Origin of the sequence: Massilia endophytica, from assembly GCF_021165955.1 — a bacterium.
Classification (GTDB): Bacteria; Pseudomonadota; Gammaproteobacteria; order Burkholderiales; family Burkholderiaceae_D; genus Rugamonas; species Rugamonas endophytica.
The window spans coordinates 4,238,212-4,258,343 of record NZ_CP088952.1 but is presented as its reverse complement, the minus strand read 5'-3'; the positions used below and the strand labels follow the sequence as shown (position 1 = coordinate 4,258,343).

The window sequence follows — 20,132 nt, the reverse complement described above, 5'->3', positions numbered from 1 at the left end:
GCGCGCCATGCAGCTGCGGGCCGAAGCGCTGGACGGCCACCTGGCCAAACCCCTGTCGCCGCTCTACGTCATCACCAGCGACGAGCACCTGCTCGCCCTGGAGGCGGCCGACAGGATCCGGCGCGCCGCCCGCGTCCAGGGCTACACGGAGCGCGAGGTGCTCACCGTGGAGCGCAGCTTCAAGTGGGGCGAACTGCTGGCCGCCAACCAGGCCCTGTCCCTCTTCGGCGACAAGAAGCTGATCGAGCTGCGCATCCCCACCGGCAAGCCGGGCAAGGACGGCGGCGCCGCCCTGCAAAGCTATGTGAAGGACCTGGGCCCGGACAACCTCACCCTCATCACCCTGCCCAAGCTGGACTGGCAGACCGCCAAGGCGGCCTGGGTGGGCGCCCTGCAGCAGGCCGCCGTCTACATCGAGATCCCCAATGTGGAACGGGCCCAGCTCCCCAACTGGATCGCCCTGCGCCTGGCAGCCCAGGAGCAGAGCGCCGAGCGGGCGAGCCTGGACTTCATCGCCGACCGGGTGGAAGGCAACCTGCTGGCGGCCCACCAGGAGATCCAGAAACTGGGCCTCTTGCACCCGCCGGGCAAGCTCAGTCACGAGCAGGTGCAGGACGCCGTGCTCAATGTGGCCCGCTACGATGTGTTCAAGCTGAGCGAGGCGATGCTGGCGGGCGACCCCGCGCGCCTCGTGCGCATGCTCGAAGGCCTGAAAGGGGAGGGCGAGGCCCTGCCGCTCGTGCTGTGGGCCGTGAGTGAAGAACTGCGCACGCTGCTAAAATTGAAGGCCGGGATGGCCCAGGGCCGCCCCTTAAGCGCCCTGCTCAAGGAACACCGCATCTGGGGCCCGCGCGAACGCATGATGGAACCGGCCCTGCGCCGCCTCTCGCAGGGCGCGCTGGAAGCGGCCCTGCAGCAGGCCGCCCAGGTCGACAAGATGGTCAAGGGACTGCGCGCCCGCGCTTTTGCGGGCGACGCGTGGGACGCCATGCTGCAGCTGGCGCTCAAAGTGGCAAAAGGACAAACATGAACACCCCGCAGGACAAGGCGCCCGACGTGGCGCAGTACATGCAGGAGCTGGGCCGGCGCGCCCGCGCCGCCTCGCGCGCCATGGCGCGCGCCGACAGCGCCACGCGCAACCGGGCCCTCCTGCTGATCGCCGAAGCCATCGAGCGCGACGCCGCCCTGCTGCGCGCGGCCAACCAGCAGGACCTGGACGCGGCCCGCGCCAGCGGCCTGGCCCCGGCCATGCTCGACCGCCTGGCCCTGTCGGACAAGGCCATTGCCACCATGGTCGAAGGCCTGCGCCAGATCGCGGCCCTGCCCGACCCCATCGGCGAAATCAGCGGCCTCAAATTCCGCCCCAGCGGCATCCAGGTGGGGCAGATGCGCGTGCCCCTGGGCGTGATCGGCATCATCTACGAAGCCCGGCCCAACGTCACGGTGGACGCGGCCGGCCTGTGCATCAAGAGCGGCAACGCCACCATTCTGCGCGGCGGCTCCGAAGCCATCCACTGCAACCGCGCCCTGGCGGCGCTGGTGAAGGCGGGCCTGGCGGCGGCCGGCCTGCCGGAAGACGGCGTGCAGGTGGTCGACACCACCGACCGCGCCGCCGTGGGCGCCCTCATCACCATGCCGGAATACGTGGACGTCATCGTCCCGCGCGGCGGCAAGAGCCTGATCGCGCGCCTGATGGCCGAGGCCACGGTGCCCATGATCAAGCACCTGGACGGCATCTGCCACGTCTACCTCGACGGCAAGGCCGACATGGGCAAGGCGCTGGACATCGCCTACAACGCCAAATGCCACCGCTACGGCACCTGCAACACCATGGAAACGCTGCTCGTGGCGCGCGATATCGCCGCCGCCGTGCTGCCGCCCCTGGCCGAGCGCTACGCGGCGCAGCAGGTCGAACTGCGCGCGGACGAAGAGGCCTACGCCATCCTGGCGGCGGCGGGCTACGCCCACCTGGCGCACGCCACGGAAGAAGACTGGGCCACGGAATACCTGGCCCCCATCCTCGCCGTGCGCGTGGTGGATGGCATGGACGCCGCGATGGAGCACATCCACCGCTGGTCCTCCAAGCACACGGAAGCCATCGTCACGGAAGACCACAGCGCCGCCATGCGCTTCCTGCGCGAAGTCGATTCGGCCAGCGTCATGGTGAACGCCTCCACGCGCTTTGCGGACGGCTTCGAATACGGCCTGGGCGCCGAGATCGGCATCAGCAACGACAAGCTGCACGCGCGCGGCCCGGTGGGCCTGGAAGGGCTCACCTCCCTGAAATACGTGGTCTTCGGCCACGGCGAAATCCGCCAGTAAAGGAAACGCATGCTCTGGATCAAAGCGCTGCACATCGTCTTCATCGCCAGCTGGTTCGCGGGCCTGTTCTACCTGCCGCGCATCTACGTCAACCTGGCGCTGGAAACGGCGCCTGCGGCGCGCGAGCGGCTGCTGCTGATGGCGCGCAAGCTCTACCGCTTCATGACGATGCTGGCCGTGCCCGCCGTGGCGCTGGGCCTGTGGCTCATGTGGATGCAATATGGCGGGCAGGAAGGGGGCATGCGCATTCCCGGCTGGTTGCATGCCAAGCTGGTGCTGGTGGCCCTGGTGCTGGGCTACCACCACGCCTGCGGCAGCCTGCTGAAAAAATTCGAGCGCGGCGTGAATACGCGCAGCCACGTCTTCTACCGCTGGTTCAACGAAGCCCCCGTGCTCCTGCTGCTGGCCATCGTCCTGCTCGTCGTCGTCAAGCCATTCTAATTTCTTAAAGGGGACAGACCCCTTTAAGAAATTTAATAAAGGGGTCTGTCCCCAATTAAGAAATATTTCTACGGATAAAGGGTACACCTATGACTTCCTATTTCTGCCCCTGCCCGCGCGGCATGGAGGGGCCGCTGGCCGAGGAGCTGGCGGAGATCGCCCAGCACAGCCCCACGCTCAAGGTGCATAACCAGGTGCCGGGCGGCGTGCACTGCTCGGGCGACCTGTATGACGCCTACCGCATCAACCTGCACAGCCGCATCGCTTCGCGCGTGCTCATGCGCATGGGCGTGTGCCATTACCAGAACGAGAACGACATCTACGACCTGGTGCTGGCCCAGCCCTGGGAGGAGTGGTTCGGCGTGCACCACACCATCCGCGTGGACGTCACGGCCATCAAGTCGCCGCTCAAGTCGCTGGAGTTCACCACGCTGAAAATCAAGGACGCCGTCTGCGACCGCTTCCGCGACATGTACGGCAAGCGTCCGTCGGTCAACACGCGCGAGCCGGACATGCGCATCGCGGGCTTCCTGGACCAGCGCCAGTTCATCATCTATCTCGACACCTCGGGCGAGGCCCTCTTCAAGCGTGGCTGGCGCACCGAGACGGGCGACGCGCCCCTGCGCGAGAACTTGGCGGCGGGACTCCTGCGCGTGGCGGGCTGGAAGCCGGGCATGCCGCTGTTCGACCCCATGTGCGGCTCGGGCACCATCCTGTGCGAAGCGGCCCAGATGGTGCAGGGCGTGCCGCCCGGCGCGCGCCGCAAGTTCGCCTTCGAGAAGTTCCACGACTTCGATCCCGGCCCGTGGCAGGAGATGAAGGCGGCCATCAAGCCGAACCCCCTGCCGTCCGAGCCCACCATCTTCGGCTCCGACATCTCGGGCGACATGGTGGCAATGACGCGCCACAACCTGCGCAACGCCGGTATCCTGTTCGAGATTCCCCTGAAGCAGATCGAGGCGCAGCAGGTGCAGCCGCCCACCGCGCAGCCGGGCATCCTGCTCACCAACCCGCCGTATGGCGAGCGGATCGGGGTGCGCGGCGACTCGAGCCTGGGCGACGACGAGCTGGCGAAGTCCTTCTACGCGGACCTCTCCAGCACCCTGAAGCAGCGCTTCGCCGGCTGGACGGTGTACCTGTTCACGGCCGACCTGGGCCTGCCCAAGCTGCTGCGCCTGAAGGAATCGCGCAAGACGCCCTTCTTCAACGGGGCCCTGGAATGCCGCCTGTTCCGCTTCGACATGGTGGCCGGTTTCAACCGCCGCGAAGAGGCCAAGCCGAAAAGCGAGTAAATGTTCCCCGAAACGCCAGCCAGCCTGCCCGACGCCGATCCCGTCCCGCCGCCCCCTCCCCAGCGCAAGCCGGGCCCCCGTCCCCTGGGCCGGCGCGGCCTGGCGGTGGTGCTGGCCGCGCTGTCCATGTTCGGCCCCTTCTGCATCGACGCCTACCTGCCCGCCTTCCCGCAGATCCAGGCCGACCTCGGGGCCAGCCCGCTGGAACTCCAGCAAAGCCTGACGGCCTATCTGCTGGCCTTCGCCGCCATGGTGCTGTGGCACGGCGCCCTGTCGGACGCCTTCGGGCGGCGCAATGTCATCCTTGTATCCCTGGTTGCCTTCACCATCGGCACGGTGGGCTGCGCCGCGGCCCACACGGTGCATTACCTGTGGCTCTTCCGCGTGCTGCAGGGCGTGTCGGCCGGGGCCGGGCTGGTGGTGGGGCGCGCCATCATCCGCGACCTGTATCACGACGCCGAGGCGGCCCGCCTGCTCTCGCTGGTGACCATGATCTTCTCGATCGCGCCCGCCGTGGCCCCCATCCTGGGCGGGGCCATCGTGCAGGTGGCGGACTGGCGCAGCATTTTCCTGGCCCTGGTGGCGTTCAGCGTGATCCTGTTCGCGGTGTGCTGGCTGCGCCTGCCCGAGACCCTGCCGCCGCACAAGCGCCAGCCCTTCAATCCCGGCCACCTGTGGCGCAATTACCGCATGATCCTGGCCTCGCCCCTGTTCCACCTGAAGTCCGGGGTGGTGGCCTTCAATTTTGCGGGGCTCTTCCTCTTCATCACAGCCGCCCCCGTGACCCTGCCGGAGCAGCTGCACCTGGGTCCGGGCGACTTCGGCTGGCTCTTCATCCCCTCCGTGGCGGGCATCTTCCTGGGCGCCCTGGTGGCCAACCGCTACGCGGGCAAGATCAGCTTCGCGCGCCAGATCGGCATCGGCTACGCCTTCCTGCTGGCGGCCGCCTTCGCCAACACGGCCTTCCACCTGCTGCATGCCCCGGCCCTGCCCTGGAGCATGCTGCCCATCTTCGTCTACACCTTCGGCATGTCGATGGTGGCCCCGGCCGCCACCCTGCTGACCCTGGACCTCTTTCCCCAGATTCGGGGCACGGTGGCCTCCTGCCAGTCCTTCGCCACCACCCTGATCGGGGCCGTAGTGGCGGGCATGCTGGCGCCGGCCCTGTCGCACTCCCTGCTGGCCCTGGCCCTGGGCCAGCTGGCCTTCGCCGCAGGCGGGCTGGGACTGTGGCTGGCCAGCCGCCTGTACCGCCGGCGCCTGGCCGGCGGGCGGCGAAACAACATTAACGGCGCTAAAATCGAAAAAGTTTAGCCGGAAATTTGTCTTTCCCTTAAGCTAGCGTACCTTTATGCTAAGATCGTCAACGGTCCGCGCGCCGGGCCATGGGAACGTCCACTGACGGCATCGCGAGCACATGCACCAACCTGACCACGACATCCGCAACCGATTGCTGATCGCAAGGCTGCCGGCCATGCCGCAGATCCTGATCAAGCTGATCGAGCTGCTGCAGACGGACGAGGCCGGCATGCCCGAGCTGGCGGCCCTCATCGGCCAGGACGCGGGCATGGCCAGCAAGATCCTGGGCGTGGCCAACAGCTCGGCCTACCACCGGGCCGGGCGCCAGGTGAGCCTGGAGCAGTCCCTGGTCTCCCTGGGCACGGACATGATCAAGACGCTGGTCATCAGCGAATCCGTCTACCAGACCTTCAGCAGCTTCCCCCATTCCGCCAGCACCGACCTGCGCGGCTTCTGGAAGCAGTCGCTGGCCGCCGCCGTGGTGGCGCGCGACGTCGCCCGCCTCATGGACTATCCGCAGCCGGAAGAGGCCTACCTGGCCGGCCTGCTGCACAATGTCGGCCGCCTGGCCCTGCTGGCCACGGCGCCCAAGGAATACGCCGCCAACTTCCTGGCGAAGGACGACGAGGCCCTGTGCGCCGTCGAACAGCGCACCCTGCAGATCACCCACACCGAGGCGGGCGCCTGGCTGGTGGAGCGCTGGCGCCTGGACTCCTTCCTGGCGGACTCCGTGCTCTACCACCACGAGCCGGTGGAGCGCCTGTCCTCCGCCCATCCCCTGATCCGCCTGGTGCGCCTGGCCCACCTCCTGGTCTGCCACGAGGACGAGGAAGAGGCGGTGGAGGAGGCGGCCGTGCTGTGCGGCCTGGAGCCCGCGGCCCTGGCCGGGGTGCTGAAGGCGGCCGCGCGCCAGGTGCAGCAGTCGGCCGACTACCTGGGCATCGACCTCACGGGCGTGGACGATATCGTCGCCCCGCCCGCCGCCCTGCCTGCGCCGGTGGACCCCGTGCAGCAGCGCCTGCAGCAGGAAGTGCGCGACATGGTGCTGGTCTCCGAAATGGGCCAGACCTTCGCCCGCCAGGAAGGCGACAGCGCCATGCTGGACGCGATGACGCGCTCGGCGCGCATCCTCTTCGATTTCGACTCGGCCCTGCTGCTGCTGGAAAGCCCCACGGGCCAGGGCCTGGTGGGCGCGGGCGGCAGCGAACAGCCGCAGCGCCTGGCCGAATTCTCCCTGCCCCTGGACCAGGGCGGAGCGGTGGCGCAGGCCGCCGCCGAACGCCAGCTCACGCTCGCGCAGCGCGAGGGCGGCGCCCTGACCCTGGCCGAGGAACAGCTCTTCCGCATGCTGGGCAGCGAAGCCATGGTCTGCCTGCCCCTGACGGCGAGCCAGCGCTGCCTGGGCGTGCTGGTGGGCGGCGTGGCAGCCTGGCAGCTGCCCGCCTGCCAGCAGCGCGCACGCTTCCTGCAGGCCTTCGGCCACCAGGCCGGGGGGGCCCTGGAAACGGCGCTCTCCGAGCGCGGGCACGCGCGGCGCCAGCTGGCCCAGGTGGCCGACGAATACCGCGAAGCCTCGCGCCGCCTGCTGCACGAAGTGAACAATCCCCTGTCCATCATCAAGAACTACCTCTCGGTGCTGGACAACAAGCTGGCGCGGCGCGAGCCCGTGGTGGGCGAACTCTCCGTGCTGCACGAGGAGATCGACCGGGTGGGCCAGCTGATCCAGGGCATGGCCGAGACCCCGGCCGCCGAAGGCGCGCGCGGCGCCCACGTGGGCAAGGTGGTGGACGAGGTGCTGCGCCTCTTCCGCAGCACGGCCTTCGTGCCCGCCTCCGTGCAGCTGCTCGTGCGCATGCAGGACGAGCACCACGACGTTGAGGGCGACCCGGACATGCTCAAGCAGATCCTGCTCAACCTCCTGAAGAACGCCATCGAAGCCCTGCCCGAGGGCGGGCGCATCGAGGTCGCGCACAAGGGCCTGGTGAACCGCGAGCGCCGCCTCTATGTGGAGCTGGCCGTGAGCGACAACGGCCCCGGCCTGCCACCCGCCGTGCTGGCCAACCTGTTCGCGCCGGTCGCCAGCAGCAAGGGCGGCACGCACCGCGGCCTGGGGCTGTCCATCGTCCACAGCCTGGTGCACAAGCTGGGCGGCGCCATCGCCTGCCGCAGCGGCAAGGGCGGCACCAGCTTCGAACTGCTGCTGCCCGCGCGCAGCGCCAATCCCGCCGGCGGCGCGCCCCGCCTGCTCGATTCCGTCCAAGGCCAGTCATGACCGCAGCCCATAGCGACGCCTTCTCTCCCCGCCTGCTCCTCGTCGACGACGAACCGCGCCTTCTGTCTTCCCTGCACGCCCTGCTGCAGGACCGCGGCTACCATCTCGTCACCGCCACCTGCGGCAGCGAAGCCCTGGCCCAGCTGGACAAGCTGGCCTTCGATCTGGTGCTGCTGGACCTGCGCCTGCCCGACATGAGCGGCCACGAGATCATGGACGTGATCAACGCGCGCGAGATGGACTGCGACGTGATCGTGATGAGCGGCGACGTGGGCATCGAGGCCGCCATCGGCGCGCTGAAGCGCGGCGCCTACGACTACCTGCGCAAGCCCTACAGCCCGGAAGAGCTGATCAAGACGGTGGAGAACGCGCTGCAGCAGCGCCGCCTGGCCGTGGACAACCACACCATCGCCCAGCGCCTGGAAAACTCGGAGAAGATGTACCGCTACCTGGTGGACAGCTCGCCGGACATCATCTACACCCTGAACCACGCAGGCGAATTCACCTTCATCAATGACCGCGCCAGCCAGCTCCTGGGCTATGAGCGCGAGGAGCTGCTGGGCAAGCACTACTCCGTGCTGGTGCACGACGAAGACCAGGAGCGCGCCCGCTACGCCTTCAACGAACGGAGGGTCGACCAACGCGCCTCGCGCAACGTGGAGCTGCGCCTGAAGTGCAATACCACGCACGGGGGCGCCGAGCGCACTTTCAGCAACACGCTGATGACGATCTCCCTGAACGCCATCGGCATGCACGTGCCGGACAACGCGGCGCGCAAGCAGGAATTCTTCGGCACCTATGGCGTGGCGCGCGACATCACGGACCGCAAGCGCGCCGAGGAGACCATCTCCTACCAGGCCTACCACGACATCCTGACCGACCTGCCCAACCGCGTGCTGTTCAAGGACCGCCTCGGCCTGGCCGTCATCCAGGCCAAGCGCAAGCTCTCCGAGCTGGCCGTGATGTTCATCGACCTGGACCGCTTCAAGCTGGTGAACGATACCCTGGGCCACGTGAAGGGCGACGAGCTGCTCAAGCTGGCCGCGGCGCGCCTGAAGGCCTGCCTGCGCAAGGGCGACACGCTGGCGCGCCAGGGCGGCGACGAATTCACCATCGTGCTGCCCGAGCTGCGCGACCGCAACGACGCCAAGCTCATTGCGGAAAAATTCCTGGAAACGCTGCAGAAGCCCTTCGACCTGGACGGCCACGTGGTGCATATCTCGGCCTCCATCGGCATCGCTGTCTACCCGAGCGACGGCGAGAGCATCGACGAGCTGCTGCGCCATGCCGACATCGCCATGTACCAGGTCAAGGCCCTGGGCAAGAACGGCCACAGCTTCTACCACGCCTCCATGCAGGACGTCTCGCACCAGAAGATCGTGCTGGAACAAGCCCTGCGCAAGGCCCTGGAGCACGGCGAGCTGGAAATGTACTACCAGCCGCAGGTGGACGTGGCCACGGGCCGCATCATCGGCGCCGAAGGCCTGATGCGCTGGAACCATCCGCAGCGCGGCGTGCTCTCGGCGGGCGAGTTCCTGCCGTTCGCCGAAGAGAACGGCCTGATGCTGCCCATTTCCGACTGGATGATCGGCGCCCTGTGCCACGACCTGCAGCAGTGGAACGTGGCGGGCGCGGACAACGTGCGCCTCTCGCTGAACCTCTCGCCGCAATACCTGGACCGGGGCGACTTCTTCGAGAAGATGCGAGGCGCGCTCACGCGCTGCGGCATCTCGCCCGCGCAGATCGAAGTGGAGATCACGGAGAACATCTGCATCCGCAATCCGCAGTACGCCATCGAGCAGCTGAACAAGCTTTGCCAGCTGGGCGTGTCCGTCGCCATCGACGATTTCGGCACGGGCTATTCCTCGCTGTCCTACCTGCACCGCTTCCCCATCCACACCATCAAGATCGACCAGAGCTTCATCAAGGAGATCCACGACGAGAGCGGGCACTATCCCGTGATCCTCGCCATCATCTCCATCGCGCGCGGCCTGGGCCTGCACCTGGTGGCCGAAGGGGTGGAGACCGAGGTGCAGGCGCGCTACCTGCAAGCCAACGGCTGCAGCACCATGCAGGGCTACTTCTTCCACCGTCCCATTCCGCTGGCAAGTTTCATGGGCGTGCTGGCGGAGCAAAAGCGCATCACCCTGCCGCCGCCCGCGCCGCAGGCCCTGCAGGCATAACGCATGGCCGCCGTCCTCGCTCCCGTGAAGACCGCCGAAGCCAGCTACAGCGCCGAATTCCTGCGCGTGAAAGGCCTGGCCGAGCGGGGCAACGCGAACGCCCAGCACAGCCTGGGCTTCATGTACTTCCACGGCGAAGGCGTGGCGCGCAACGAGGAACTGGCTGTGGCCTGGTACCGCCAGGCCGCCAACGCGGGCCTGGAGCATGCGCAATACAACCTGGGCGTCATGTACCAGAAAGGGCAGGGCGTGGACGCCGATCTGGCCGAGGCGGCGCGCTGGTACCGCCAGGCCGCCGAACAGGGTTACGCCGCCGCCCAATACAACCTGGGTTGGCTGTACGCGAAAGGCCATGGCGTGGCGCAGGACACGGAACAGGCTCGCCACTGGTTCAGCAAGGCCGCCGAACAGGGCGACGCGGGCGCGCAGAACAACCTCGCCATGATGTACGACACGGGCAAGGGCGTGCCCCAGGACTACGGCCAGGCCCTGTACTGGTACCGCAAGGCGGCCGAGCAAGGCTATGCGCGCGCCCAGTTCAGCCTTGCCCTGCGCTACGACAACGGCCACGGCATCGATGCCGACCCCGAGGAAGCCATCGCCTGGTACCGCAAGGCGGCGGGGCAGGGCTATGCGCCCGCCCAGTTCAACCTCGCCCTGCGCTACGACAAGGGTGATGGCGTGCCGCACGACGCGCGCCAGGCCATCCACTGGTACCGCAAGGCGGCGGCCCAGGGCCACGCCAGCTCCCACTTCAACCTCGCCCTCATTTACGACAACGGCGTGGGCGTCCCGCGCGACGCCGAGCGCGCCGTGGAATGCTACCGCTGCGCCGCCGAACTGGGACATGCCGCGGCCCAGAACAACCTCGGCCTGCGCTACCAGCACGGGCAGGACCTGCCCGCGGACGCCCAGCGCGCCGCCCACTGGTACCAGAAAGCCGCCGAACAAGGCTTCCCCGCCGCCCAATACCACCTGGGCCAGTTATACGAAGCGGGCGAAGGCCTGCCGCAGGACGACGAGCAGGCCCTGCACTGGTGCACCCAGGCGGCCGAGCAAGGCCATGCGCGCGCCCAGTCCGACCTTGGCCTGCGCTACGAAAACGGGCGCGGCGTGGCGCGCGACCTGCGCAAGGCCCTCTCCTGGTACTCCCGCGCGGGCGAGCAGGACTACGCCCCCGCCCAGTACATGCTGGCCCAGCTCTACGACCGCGACGACGGCCCCGCGCCGAACGTCGTGCGCGCCAACCACTGGTATCGGAAAGCGGCGGAGAACGGACACACCCTCGCCCAGTTCACGCTGGCGCTGCGCTGCGACTGCGGCCTGGGCATGGCGCGCGATTTCGCACAAGCCTTCCACTGGTATTTGCGCGCCGCCGAGCAAGGCCACGCGCGCGCCCAGCTGAACACGGGCCTCATGTTCCTCTCCGGCCAGGGCGTCGCTCCCGACGCCGCCCAGGCCCGCCACTGGCTCTCCCTGGCCCAGTCCCAGGGCATCCCCAGCGCCGCCCGCTACCTCCCCCAAGCCTAACGCCGAGCCCGTGTCCACTTCTGGTGCCAGGGAAGAAAAGTGGACACGAGCTCGTCGGTAGTGCATCTACAGCAGAGGCCGTGTCCAAGAATCTTCCCTGGCACCAGAGTTGGACACGGGCTGGGCTGTGAGTGGTGGTGATAATTGGTGATTAAGTTTGCGTTAAATCTGCCGTTAATGCGGTAGAGCGGCAAAAATGTCCGCCCTTCACGGACATGGCATGCAACTCAACACGAACCCACAATCGCTGTTCGCCCAACGCGCCCTGGAGCGCCATGGGATGGACGTGGCATCGAGCCTGCGCAGGCTGTCGAGCGGCCTGCGCTTGAACGCCGCCCGCGACGATGCGGCGGGGTTTGCCATCAGCGAGCGCATGAAGAGCCAGCTGCGCGGCCTCGATCAGGCCAACCGTAATATCAGCGACGGCATCTCCCTCGTGCAGACCGCCGAGGGAGCGCTGGGCAGTATCACCGAAATCTTCCAGCGCGTGCGCGAGCTGGCCGTGCAGGCGGCGAGCGATACGAACAATGCGCAGGACCGCGCCTCCATCCAGCTGGAGGCCTGGTCGCTGATCGTGGAGGCGCAGCGCGCCGTGCGCGAGAGCCGTTTCAACGGCATCAATCTGCTCGATGGAAGCTTCAGCAGCAACCTGCAGATCGGGCCCCGCGACGAGGATGTACTGCTGCTCGGGATTCCCTTCATCTTCCGCATCGAACCGGATGGCTACAGCATCGGCGATATCCAGCTTACCAGCCATGCCGATGCCACCAAGGCGCTGGGCTTCATCGATGCGCAGATACTGCAGATCGATATGGTGCGCGCGCGCCTGGGCGCGATGCAGAGCCGCCTTGGCTACGCCAGCAGCAATAACGCGACGATGATGGAGAACCTGGCGGCCTCGCGTTCGGCCATCGCCGATACAGACTTCGCCGCCGAAACGGCGCGCCTCACGCGCAGCCAGATCCTGCAGCAGGCTGCCATGGCCATGCTGGCCCAGGCCAATTCGGGACCGAGCCTGATCCTGCAGTTGCTGCGCCGCCTCTAACGCGCCGCCGGCAGCTGGCGCGCCAGCCAGTCGAAGGCCGCATCCTGCGCGTCGGCCGGGAAGGCGTGCCCGCCGGGCAGCACGCGCGCTTCGAATCGCCCGCCCGCATCCCATGCCTGCCACACGCGCCTCATCTTGCCGAAGGCCTGTTCGGCGGAGGCGAGGGGAAAGAGCTTGTCCTGCGCGCCGGTGAAGAAGAGCGCGGGCTTGGGCGCGGCGAGGCTGGCCACGTCCGGGAAATCGAGATGGCGCAGTAGGCCGGGGTGCAGCATCTGGAAGGCGGAGGAGCCGCGCAGCTGGTTGTTCCCCGGGACCATGAGCCCCTCCGTCGTCGCCATCCAACTCGCGGCCACCACGGCCTTGATATCGTCCGACAGCGCGGCCACCTGCCAGGCGCGGAAGGCGCCCATGGAAAAGCCGATGGCGGCCACGCGCCGCGCATCGACTTCTGGCAGCGACGCCAGGAAGGCCGCCGCCCGCACGTCTTCCGCCGCCATGGCGCCCGCCATCGAGCTGCCCAGGTTGAACATGTTCGCGGCCAGCGCCTGCTGTGTCTCGCCCGTCATCGGGCCGCGGTCGCCCCAGCCCAGTGCGTCCACCGCCAGCACGACGTAGCCGCGCTTCGCCAGCGCGTCGCCGGGATGGCGGCCCGAGAAGTGCTTGTCGGCCCAGGCCTGCGACGCGGCTTCCCGCGCGGGATCGGCCCAGGGCGCAATCATCTTCTCCTTGCCGATATCGAAGCGGGCGCCGTGATCGTGCAGCATGAGCGCGGCCGGATGCGGCCCTGCCGCCTTGGGCATTAGCAGCAGCGCACGCACGCGGTTGTCCGCGTTCAGGTTGAAGACGACCTGCCGCGCCACATAGCTGCCCCGATCCTGCTCCGCGATGACTTGCGGCGCGAAGGGCGTGCTGTCCCTGGGTTGCAAGGTGAGGTCCCAGACTTTTGCGCGGCCCGCAGCGCGCCACGCCGGAAGGTCGGCCACGTCCTGCGTCCAGGCCATGGGGAAGGTGAGCCGCGCCTTCAGCGCCTTCTCGTAGACGGGCAGGCCGTCCTTCACGCCTTCGCGCTGGTAGTCCTGCGCCTGCGCGGCTGCCGCCAACAGGCCCGCGGCGAGTATCACGCCATGTAACGATTGCATACAAAATTCCTCCGGCCTTTATCATACCGGCCAATATAGAATTGGGCGCATGAAGATCTCATCCATTGCGCGCTGCGCCCTCGCTGCCCTTTCCCTTTATGCCTGCGCCGCCAGCGCGCAGGAGGCTCCCGCCGAAGCGCCGGAGCAGGTTGTCGTTACCGGGCAGCGTCCTGGTCCCGGCCTGTGGAAGGTGAGCAGGGACGGCCACGTGCTGTGGGTGTTCGGCAGCTATTCGCCCCTGCCTGCCGGGATGGACTGGCGCTCGCACGAAGTCGAGGCCATTCTCGCGCAGTCGCAGGAATACATCCATTCGCCGGGCGCCCGCGCGGACTTCAGCTTCTTCCGCTCGGTGACGCTGCTGCCACGCCTGATCGGCATCCGCAAGAACCCCGACGGCAAGGAGCTGCGCGACGTGCTGCCTTCGGACGTCTACGAGCGCTGGCTGGCGGCAAAGGCGAAATACATTGGCGACGACGGCAGCATCGAGCGCGAGCGGCCCATGTTCGTGGCCGACACCCTGTTCCGCAAGGGACTTGCGAAGTCGGGTCTGGGCGACGGACGCCAGGTGCGCAGCACCATCGACGGCCTGCTCAAGAAATACAAGATCAAGACCACGCTGGCCGAAGTGAAGCTGGAGCTGGACGATCCGGGCAAGGCCCTCAGCAATTTCAAGCAGTCGCAGCTCGACGACGTGGCCTGCTTCACCAAGACCCTGGACGGCCTTGAAGGCGATATCGACGCCATGCGCCAGCGCGCCAACGCCTGGGCCATCGGCGATATCGAGGTCATCGAAAAGATGGATTTCGCAGGCCGCGACAAGAGCTGCCAGGACGCTGTCTTCAACAGCACATTCATGAAGAGCCAGCCCGGCCTCCAGTCGCTCGACATCCGCATGCGCGATGCCTGGATCGCCGCAGCCGAGAAGGCGCTGGCGGCCAACGCCAGCACCTTTTCCACCCTGCCGCTGAAGGATATCCTTGGCGACCGCAGCTACCTGGCGCTGCTGGCTGAGAAGGGCTATACGGTCGAGAAGCCCGAATGAGCGGGGTGTTCTACTCCGCGCGGTCGTAGGAGAACTGGATGCCCGGCGTGCCGCCTGTTTCGATGAAGAGATTGAGGAAGGCGGGCACGGTTTCACTGCGCGTCCAGTCCCGCTGAAGCTCGCAGAACAGCTGCACTGTCGAGATCAGCCTGGCGCCCGCCTGCTCCACGCGGCGCAGCGCCGCCTCATGCGCGGCCACCGAGGTGCCGCCTACCGCATCGACGGGCACATAGACTTCGTAGCCTTCGGCGAGCGCATCGAGGGCGGGGAAGGTGAGGCACGCTTCCGTCCAGAGCGCCGTCATGACCAGCTTTTTGCGCCCGGCCTCCCGCACTGCCTTCTTGAACTCCACATCTTCCCAGCTGTTGATGGAGGTGCGGTCGTAGGTGGGATAGCCTTCCAGGGCCTTGCGGATGTGGGGCACGGGAGGCTTGTTGAGTCCGGTCTTCACGTTGACGGTGGAGTGAACCACCGGCAAGCCGTAGGTCACCGCCGCCTTCGCGCAGCCGACGATGTTATTCAGCAGCAGCTGCCTGTCCATCGAGGCAATGGAGTTCACTTGCACGGGCTGGTAGTCGATGATGACAAAAGCCGCGTTCTGCGGCGTCAGCAACTGGTCCGCCCTGGGGTCACGCATGGTTTCGCTGGTCATGATGTTCTCGTTACCTGGGTGCGCCCGTTTCGATCGCGCGGACAGGACGGCGCGGACGCGTTCGCGGTCCCATCCAGAAATGCTCAGGCCGTTCGCGCCGTGGCGGCCTTGCCGAAACGCCCGTTCCTGAAGTCGTCGAAGGCCTGCTGGATCTCGGCCTCCGTGTTCATGACGAAGGGGCCGCGGCCAACGATGGGCTCGTCTATCGGCTCGCCTGTCAGCATGAGCAGCGTGGCTTCTTCTCCGGTTCGCAGGGCAATATCCTTGCCCTCGCGGCTCAGCAGGATCATCTCCGCCTCGCCCGCCTGTTCGTCCCCGTTGACGGTGACGCGGCCCGCCAGCACGACCAGCATGGCAGTGTGCCCTTCCGGAAGGCTGAGGGTGAAGTCGGCATTGCGGGCGAGCTGCAGGTCCCACATGTTGATGGGGATGAACGTTTGTGCCGGACCTTTCGCTCCGAGCAGTTCCCCGGCAATCACCCGAGCCTTGCCGCCGCCCTGGGGCAGGTCGATCACGGGAATATCCGCCGCGACAATTCCCTGGTAGCGGGCTGGCGCCATCTTGTCCCTGGAGGGCAAGTTCACCCACAGCTGGATCATGCGGAACCGGCCTCCAGATCTGGCGAACGCGGGCGCGTGATACTCCTCATGCAGGATGCCCGCGCCGGCTGTCATCCATTGCACGTCGCCGGGGCCGATGAGCCCGCCATTCCCGGCGGAATCCTTGTGCTCGACCTGGCCGTCGTAGACCACGGTAACCGTCTCGAAACCCCGGTGCGGGTGCTGGCCCACACCGCGCCGCTGGGTCGTGGCCTCGAAGTCGTAGGGACCGGCATAGTCCAGCAGCAGGAAGGGACTGGCGCGCTCGCCGAGGCTGTCGTACGAAAAAAGCGTGCGGACGGGGAAACCGTCGCCGACCCAGTGTCCACGGTTGTTGCCATAGCGGCCTACGACGTTCTTGTTCATCCCGGTCTCCGCGCGAAGGTGTGAGGTGTAGCTGCATCATAGTCCCGCAATGCGGACGGCGCGAATAAATTGGCATATTTGCAGAACGCCTACATTCCCGCATAGAATGCCGGTTACGCGGGTGTAGTTCAATGGTAGAACTTCTGCTTCCCAAGCAGATAGCGTGGGTTCGATTCCCATCACCCGCTCCAATTCCCCCGCTCCGTTCGCGAGCTAACCGACCATTCTTTCCGAAGACGCCATCCTTGGACCACGGCATGTGCCGTGCATCGGGGAGAATGCCATGTCCGACAATCTGCAGCAGCGCGGCCCGCAGGACCGCAGCCGTATCAACGTGAACGAGGAATGGGAAGTGCGCTACTGGACCCAGGAACTGGGTTTGAGCAAGGAAGAACTGATCCGCGCAGTGCAGGCTGCCGGGCCGAGCGTGAGCGCCGTGCGCCAGCACCTCGGCAAGTAAAGCTGCAAGGAGGAAAGACTCCGGATTTCCGGTGGCAAACGTGCGCAGGCGGGCACGCCCACCGTGCTAGCATGCGGCCTTTTTCAGCGCTGTATGACAGAAGATATTTGGGTCAAGGGCTTCGTGTATTGCGTGAACGTCGTCCAGCAGGACGAGGGGCGTTTTCGCGGCCAGATTCTGGTGAAATCGCACCGGTATTCGGGACGGAGCTTCGAACCGCCCGTCGTGATCGAAACCCCCGCCCTGTTCAAACGCGAACACGCGGCCGAGATCGAGGCGCGCGCCCTGGCGCGTGAGCTCATCGACAGCGGCGCAATGGAGGCCCGCTTGCAGCCCCCTCCGCCGAACGGTTCCGGCAATCAGGCCGGGCCGATATCCAGCCACACCGAGTAGGCCAGGCGCTTGCCTTCCCACAGGCCGCCGCCGCGCACCGCCGCGTCGCAGGACGTGAGGCGGCCTTCCAGCTCCTCGCGTTTCAACCGCTGGCGGAAGGCGAGGGCGTCCTTCGGCGCCAGATAGCCCACCATTTCGCCGCTCAGGAAGACGGCCACCGCCTTGTCCTCGTAGGGATTGTGATCGTCCGGCAGCAGCAGGGCCGTGTGGCGGGCATCGGCCTTGGCGTCGCCGTGGTCGCCCGCCAGGCGGCGGATGGTGTCGCGGTAGCGCGATTCGCCCAGCACTTCCAGTTCGAAACGGCCGCCGTCGCTCCAGTGGCGGGCCGGCGCGCCCTCGGGCATCGGCGTATACGAGCCTCCGGCGGGATGTTCGGGCCGGAAGGGCGCGGCTTTCGGCCGCCCCTTCAGCAGAAAGTACAGGGCGAGCAGTGCGACGACGATGATTGCGAGATTCAGGGCTTCAGCCATGGGGAGCAGGGGCGGGTTGGCAAAAGCGCTATTATCGCAGGCGGGCGCGCCTGGCGCGAATGCTATAATCGTTCCCTTTTGCTGTCGCCTTTCATGTCCTCCGATACGCCAACGAACGGTCCCGCACGGACCATGCTGTACGACCCGACCGAACACCGGATCCGCAGTTTCGTCACGCGCGCAGGCCGCCTCTCCACCGCGCAGGAACGCGCGCTGAACGAGCTGGGTCCGCGCTTCATGATCCCTTACGCCAAGGCGCCGCTCGACTTCGAGCAGGTGTTCGGCCGCAAGGCGCCCGTGGTGCTGGAGATCGGCTTCGGCATGGGCGATACCACGGCCTATATCGCGAAGAACGATCCGGCCAAGGATTTCATCGGCGTGGAAGTGCACACCCCTGGCGTGGGCAGCCTGCTCAAGCTGATCGGCGAGCAGGAGCTGTCGAACCTGCGCCTCATCCAGCACGACGCGGTGGAGGTGCTGAACCACATGATCCCGGCCAATTCACTGGCGGGCGTGCATGTGTATTTCCCCGACCCCTGGCACAAGGCGCGCCACAACAAGCGCCGCCTGATCCAGGCGCCTTTCGTGCAGAAGCTCGTGTCGCATCTGGCGCCGGGCGGCTACCTGCACCTGGCGACGGACTGGGAAGATTATGCGGTGCAGATGCTGGAGGTGCTGAGCGCCGAACCGGGCCTGCAGAATACGGCCGAAGGCTATGCTGAGAAGCCGTCCTACCGTCCACTCACCAAGTTCGAGAACCGCGGCCTGAAGCTGGGCCACGGCGTGTGGGACCTCGTGTTCACGAAGAAGTAATCACTCCGCTTCGTACACCGTTTTTCCTCCGACGATCGTCCGCAGCACCTTGATGCGGGCGATCTCCTCTTCCGGCACCGTGAAGTAATCGCGGTCCAGAACGATCATGTCCGCCAGCTTGCCCACTTCGAGCGAGCCGGTGTCCTTCTCCTGCCGCAGCACATAGGCCGCATCGATGGTGATAGCGCGCAGCGCCGCCAGCCGCGGCATGCCGGGCTGGGTGCCCAGCCTTCCCGCGTACTCCTCGCCCGCATCCGGCGCCGCTGTGCGCGTGACGGCGACCTTCAATGCAAACCACTGGTCGAGCGGGTCCACGGGCCAGTCGCTGCCGAAGGCGATGCGGGCGCCTGCCTGGCGCAGCAGCTCCTGTGGTTCCACGAGATCGTAGCGCAGCGGGCCCATATACGGCTTGAGGGCGCCGACGGTGTCCGGTGCGGGCTTGGCCCACTGGAAGGAGAGGACGGCCGTGGCGTCCAGCTGCGCGAAGCGCGAGTAGTCCACCGGGTCCACGATCTCGTTGTGCGCCAGCGCCGGCCGCGCAGCTTTGCCATGTGGCGTTGCGCGCAGGGCTTCCACTGCATCGAGGGTGTCGCGCACGGCACGGTCGCCGTCCACGTGGATATGCGGGTCGATGCGGGCGGCGGCGAGGGCGGCGAGCATGGCGCGCAGTGCGGGCTGGGTGAAGTAGCTGTCCGGACCCGCGCTGCTGCCGGGCGCCCATTCGCCTCTCGATTCGCTGTAATACGGCGCGAGCATGGCGCCCGTGAGCGCCGGGGCGGCGATCACACCATCCATGAACAGCTTCGCGTGGCGCACCTGCATCGACGGCTCCGCGCGCGCCGGCCCCTGGTCGAAGCGCCGTGCGAGCTGGCGGATGGAGGCTACGGCTTTCTTCGGACTGTCCTTCGGCTCCACCAGCACGGCGAAATGGGCACGTGCAGTGAGCTTGTGCTGGCGCTGGAGGGCAGCGAAGGCGGTGAGCGTTTCGGGGTCGGTATAGGCGTCCAGGAAGGTGGTTACGCCCTGCCTGCGCATCGCATCCAGCGCACGCGCCGATGCGGCGAGATTCTCGGCAGGCGTGAGCGGCGGCAGCAGGTTCATGGCCATATCCTGCGCGGCGTCCTCCAGCAGGCCGGTGGCCTTGCCTGCCGCGTCGCGCGCGATCTTGCCGCCGTGCGGATCGGGCGTGTTGTCGCGCACTCCGGCCAGCTGCATGGCGCGCGTGTTCAGCAGCACCGAATGGCCGAAGGAGGAGCGCACCAGCACGGGGCGGCGCGTGCGCAGCGCGTCCAGCATCGCATGGCTCATGGCCACGCCGTCCGGCTGCATACCCTGCTGGAACCAGTTGACCACGACGAGCCAGCGTTTGGGATCGCGCTCTCCGTCCTTGTCGATGCAGGCCTGGATGCGCGCCTGGAACTGGGGAACGGTGAGCTTCTCGTAATTCAGGTTGCAGTTCAGGAGGCGCGCGCCGCCGGATTGCGGATGCATGTGGGCGTCGATCAGGCCCGGCATCAGCATGCGGCCTTGCAGGTCGATCACCCGGGTGTTCGGGCCGATGTAGGGGCGCACGTCGTTGTCGTTGCCGGTGTAGACGATGTGCCCGTCCGTGACAGCGAGCGCCTGCAGCACGGTGTTCTGTGCGTCGAGCGTTACTACGGCGCCGTTTCGAAGCACCATGTCCGCCGTGGGGGCGGCGCTGGCGGCGCCGTAGAGAAGCGCCATGGCTGCGCAGCAGAAGATCCGTCGCATGGTCCTGTCCTGTTTGTGCGTTTAGGAAATGATACGCCACACTTGCGGATGGCAAGCGTGGC

General features: G+C 67.1%; 18 protein-coding genes and 1 tRNA gene. 14 read left to right on the top strand and 5 right to left on the bottom strand.

Annotated features, from left to right (window positions below):
* Nucleotides 1–7 precede the first annotated feature (7 nt).
* The 9 genes from holA (at nucleotide 8) to LSQ66_RS19445 (ending at nucleotide 12,384) form a co-directional block, all read left to right on the top strand.
* On the top strand, nucleotides 8–1,030 hold the full coding sequence (gene holA, locus LSQ66_RS19485) for a DNA polymerase III subunit delta (protein WP_231766841.1): 1,023 nt from the start codon (nucleotides 8–10) through the stop codon (nucleotides 1,028–1,030).
* The gene (locus LSQ66_RS19480) at nucleotides 1,027–2,322 is read left to right on the top strand and encodes a glutamate-5-semialdehyde dehydrogenase (RefSeq protein ID WP_231766840.1); all 1,296 of its coding nucleotides are present in this window, start codon (nucleotides 1,027–1,029) and stop codon (nucleotides 2,320–2,322) included. The genes holA and LSQ66_RS19480 overlap by 4 nt, the downstream gene beginning before the upstream one ends.
* 9 nt (nucleotides 2,323–2,331) lie before the next feature.
* The gene (locus tag LSQ66_RS19475; protein WP_231766839.1) at nucleotides 2,332–2,763 is read left to right on the top strand and encodes a CopD family protein; all 432 of its coding nucleotides are present in this window, start codon (nucleotides 2,332–2,334) and stop codon (nucleotides 2,761–2,763) included.
* Between the two features lie 89 nt (nucleotides 2,764–2,852).
* On the top strand, nucleotides 2,853–4,055 hold the full coding sequence (locus LSQ66_RS19470) for a THUMP domain-containing class I SAM-dependent RNA methyltransferase (RefSeq protein WP_407659538.1): 1,203 nt from the start codon (nucleotides 2,853–2,855) through the stop codon (nucleotides 4,053–4,055).
* Entirely contained in the window at nucleotides 4,056–5,369 is a 1,314-nt protein-coding gene (locus LSQ66_RS19465; protein WP_231766838.1) for a multidrug effflux MFS transporter, read from the top strand.
* Nucleotides 5,370–5,472: 103 nt separating this feature from the next.
* Complete coding sequence (locus LSQ66_RS19460) at nucleotides 5,473–7,626, top strand: HDOD domain-containing protein (RefSeq protein ID WP_231766837.1); 2,154 nt, start codon at nucleotides 5,473–5,475, stop codon at nucleotides 7,624–7,626.
* The gene (locus LSQ66_RS19455; protein ID WP_231766836.1) at nucleotides 7,623–9,809 is read left to right on the top strand and encodes an EAL domain-containing response regulator; all 2,187 of its coding nucleotides are present in this window, start codon (nucleotides 7,623–7,625) and stop codon (nucleotides 9,807–9,809) included. Before LSQ66_RS19460 ends, LSQ66_RS19455 begins: the two co-directional genes overlap by 4 nt.
* A 3-nt stretch (nucleotides 9,810–9,812) precedes the next feature.
* Nucleotides 9,813–11,339 (top strand): tetratricopeptide repeat protein, encoded by a 1,527-nt coding sequence (locus tag LSQ66_RS19450; RefSeq protein ID WP_231766835.1) that lies wholly within the window; start codon nucleotides 9,813–9,815, stop codon nucleotides 11,337–11,339.
* A 220-nt stretch (nucleotides 11,340–11,559) separates the two neighbouring features.
* Entirely contained in the window at nucleotides 11,560–12,384 is an 825-nt protein-coding gene (locus LSQ66_RS19445; protein ID WP_231766834.1) for a flagellin N-terminal helical domain-containing protein, read from the top strand.
* Here the strand turns inward: LSQ66_RS19445 and LSQ66_RS19440 are convergent.
* Nucleotides 12,381–13,523 (bottom strand): dienelactone hydrolase family protein, encoded by a 1,143-nt coding sequence (locus LSQ66_RS19440; RefSeq protein WP_231766833.1) that lies wholly within the window; start codon nucleotides 13,521–13,523, stop codon nucleotides 12,381–12,383. The genes LSQ66_RS19445 and LSQ66_RS19440 overlap by 4 nt on opposite strands.
* A 49-nt stretch (nucleotides 13,524–13,572) precedes the next feature.
* On the opposite strand from LSQ66_RS19440, the gene LSQ66_RS19435 reads away from it, so the two are divergent.
* Nucleotides 13,573–14,565: a TraB/GumN family protein gene (locus LSQ66_RS19435; protein ID WP_231766832.1), complete on the top strand. Its 993-nt coding sequence runs from the start codon at nucleotides 13,573–13,575 to the stop codon at nucleotides 14,563–14,565.
* Between the two features lie 10 nt (nucleotides 14,566–14,575).
* Here the strand turns inward: LSQ66_RS19435 and LSQ66_RS19430 are convergent, their stop codons facing one another.
* Entirely contained in the window at nucleotides 14,576–15,217 is a 642-nt protein-coding gene (locus LSQ66_RS19430) for a hydrolase (RefSeq protein WP_231766831.1), read from the bottom strand.
* An 83-nt stretch (nucleotides 15,218–15,300) separates the two neighbouring features.
* Nucleotides 15,301–16,182: a pirin family protein gene (locus tag LSQ66_RS19425; protein ID WP_231766830.1), complete on the bottom strand. Its 882-nt coding sequence runs from the start codon at nucleotides 16,180–16,182 to the stop codon at nucleotides 15,301–15,303.
* Between the two features lie 117 nt (nucleotides 16,183–16,299).
* Between LSQ66_RS19425 and LSQ66_RS19420 the strand changes: the two genes are divergently transcribed.
* From LSQ66_RS19420 to LSQ66_RS19410, 3 genes are all read left to right on the top strand, one after another.
* Nucleotides 16,300–16,373: transfer RNA gene (locus LSQ66_RS19420), tRNA-Gly, on the top strand.
* A gap of 92 nt (nucleotides 16,374–16,465) precedes the next feature.
* Nucleotides 16,466–16,642 (top strand): DUF3606 domain-containing protein, encoded by a 177-nt coding sequence (locus tag LSQ66_RS19415; RefSeq protein WP_231766829.1) that lies wholly within the window; start codon nucleotides 16,466–16,468, stop codon nucleotides 16,640–16,642.
* A gap of 93 nt (nucleotides 16,643–16,735) precedes the next feature.
* Entirely contained in the window at nucleotides 16,736–17,035 is a 300-nt protein-coding gene (locus LSQ66_RS19410) for a hypothetical protein (protein WP_231766828.1), read from the top strand.
* On the opposite strand, the gene LSQ66_RS19405 is transcribed toward LSQ66_RS19410, so the two are convergent.
* Complete coding sequence (locus tag LSQ66_RS19405) at nucleotides 17,002–17,505, bottom strand: hypothetical protein (RefSeq protein WP_231766827.1); 504 nt, start codon at nucleotides 17,503–17,505, stop codon at nucleotides 17,002–17,004. The genes LSQ66_RS19410 and LSQ66_RS19405 overlap by 34 nt on opposite strands.
* A gap of 132 nt (nucleotides 17,506–17,637) precedes the next feature.
* Between LSQ66_RS19405 and trmB the strand changes: the two genes are divergently transcribed.
* Nucleotides 17,638–18,318: a tRNA (guanosine(46)-N7)-methyltransferase TrmB gene (trmB, locus tag LSQ66_RS19400; protein WP_231770155.1), complete on the top strand. Its 681-nt coding sequence runs from the start codon at nucleotides 17,638–17,640 to the stop codon at nucleotides 18,316–18,318.
* Here the strand turns inward: trmB and LSQ66_RS19395 are convergent, their stop codons facing one another.
* The gene (locus tag LSQ66_RS19395) at nucleotides 18,319–20,070 is read right to left on the bottom strand and encodes an amidohydrolase (RefSeq protein WP_231766826.1); all 1,752 of its coding nucleotides are present in this window, start codon (nucleotides 20,068–20,070) and stop codon (nucleotides 18,319–18,321) included.
* Nucleotides 20,071–20,132: the final 62 nt, after the last annotated feature.

What these genes read in the sequence shown, in the direction of transcription:
- holA (WP_231766841.1), top strand. Translation starts at nt 8, where the DNA reads ATGCAGCTGCGGGCCGAAGCGCTGGACGGCCACCTGGCCAAACCCCTG.
- LSQ66_RS19480 (WP_231766840.1), top strand. Translation starts at nt 1,027, where the DNA reads ATGAACACCCCGCAGGACAAGGCGCCCGACGTGGCGCAGTACATGCAG.
- LSQ66_RS19475 (WP_231766839.1), top strand. Translation starts at nt 2,332, where the DNA reads ATGCTCTGGATCAAAGCGCTGCACATCGTCTTCATCGCCAGCTGGTTC.
- LSQ66_RS19470 (WP_407659538.1), top strand. Translation starts at nt 2,853, where the DNA reads ATGACTTCCTATTTCTGCCCCTGCCCGCGCGGCATGGAGGGGCCGCTG.
- LSQ66_RS19465 (WP_231766838.1), top strand. Translation starts at nt 4,056, where the DNA reads ATGTTCCCCGAAACGCCAGCCAGCCTGCCCGACGCCGATCCCGTCCCG.
- LSQ66_RS19460 (WP_231766837.1), top strand. Translation starts at nt 5,473, where the DNA reads ATGCACCAACCTGACCACGACATCCGCAACCGATTGCTGATCGCAAGG.
- LSQ66_RS19455 (WP_231766836.1), top strand. Translation starts at nt 7,623, where the DNA reads ATGACCGCAGCCCATAGCGACGCCTTCTCTCCCCGCCTGCTCCTCGTC.
- LSQ66_RS19450 (WP_231766835.1), top strand. Translation starts at nt 9,813, where the DNA reads ATGGCCGCCGTCCTCGCTCCCGTGAAGACCGCCGAAGCCAGCTACAGC.
- LSQ66_RS19445 (WP_231766834.1), top strand. Translation starts at nt 11,560, where the DNA reads ATGCAACTCAACACGAACCCACAATCGCTGTTCGCCCAACGCGCCCTG.
- LSQ66_RS19440 (WP_231766833.1), bottom strand. Translation starts at nt 13,523, where the DNA reads ATGCAATCGTTACATGGCGTGATACTCGCCGCGGGCCTGTTGGCGGCA.
- LSQ66_RS19435 (WP_231766832.1), top strand. Translation starts at nt 13,573, where the DNA reads ATGAAGATCTCATCCATTGCGCGCTGCGCCCTCGCTGCCCTTTCCCTT.
- LSQ66_RS19430 (WP_231766831.1), bottom strand. Translation starts at nt 15,217, where the DNA reads ATGACCAGCGAAACCATGCGTGACCCCAGGGCGGACCAGTTGCTGACG.
- LSQ66_RS19425 (WP_231766830.1), bottom strand. Translation starts at nt 16,182, where the DNA reads ATGAACAAGAACGTCGTAGGCCGCTATGGCAACAACCGTGGACACTGG.
- LSQ66_RS19415 (WP_231766829.1), top strand. Translation starts at nt 16,466, where the DNA reads ATGTCCGACAATCTGCAGCAGCGCGGCCCGCAGGACCGCAGCCGTATC.
- LSQ66_RS19410 (WP_231766828.1), top strand. Translation starts at nt 16,736, where the DNA reads ATGACAGAAGATATTTGGGTCAAGGGCTTCGTGTATTGCGTGAACGTC.
- LSQ66_RS19405 (WP_231766827.1), bottom strand. Translation starts at nt 17,505, where the DNA reads ATGGCTGAAGCCCTGAATCTCGCAATCATCGTCGTCGCACTGCTCGCC.
- trmB (WP_231770155.1), top strand. Translation starts at nt 17,638, where the DNA reads ATGCTGTACGACCCGACCGAACACCGGATCCGCAGTTTCGTCACGCGC.
- LSQ66_RS19395 (WP_231766826.1), bottom strand. Translation starts at nt 20,070, where the DNA reads ATGCGACGGATCTTCTGCTGCGCAGCCATGGCGCTTCTCTACGGCGCC.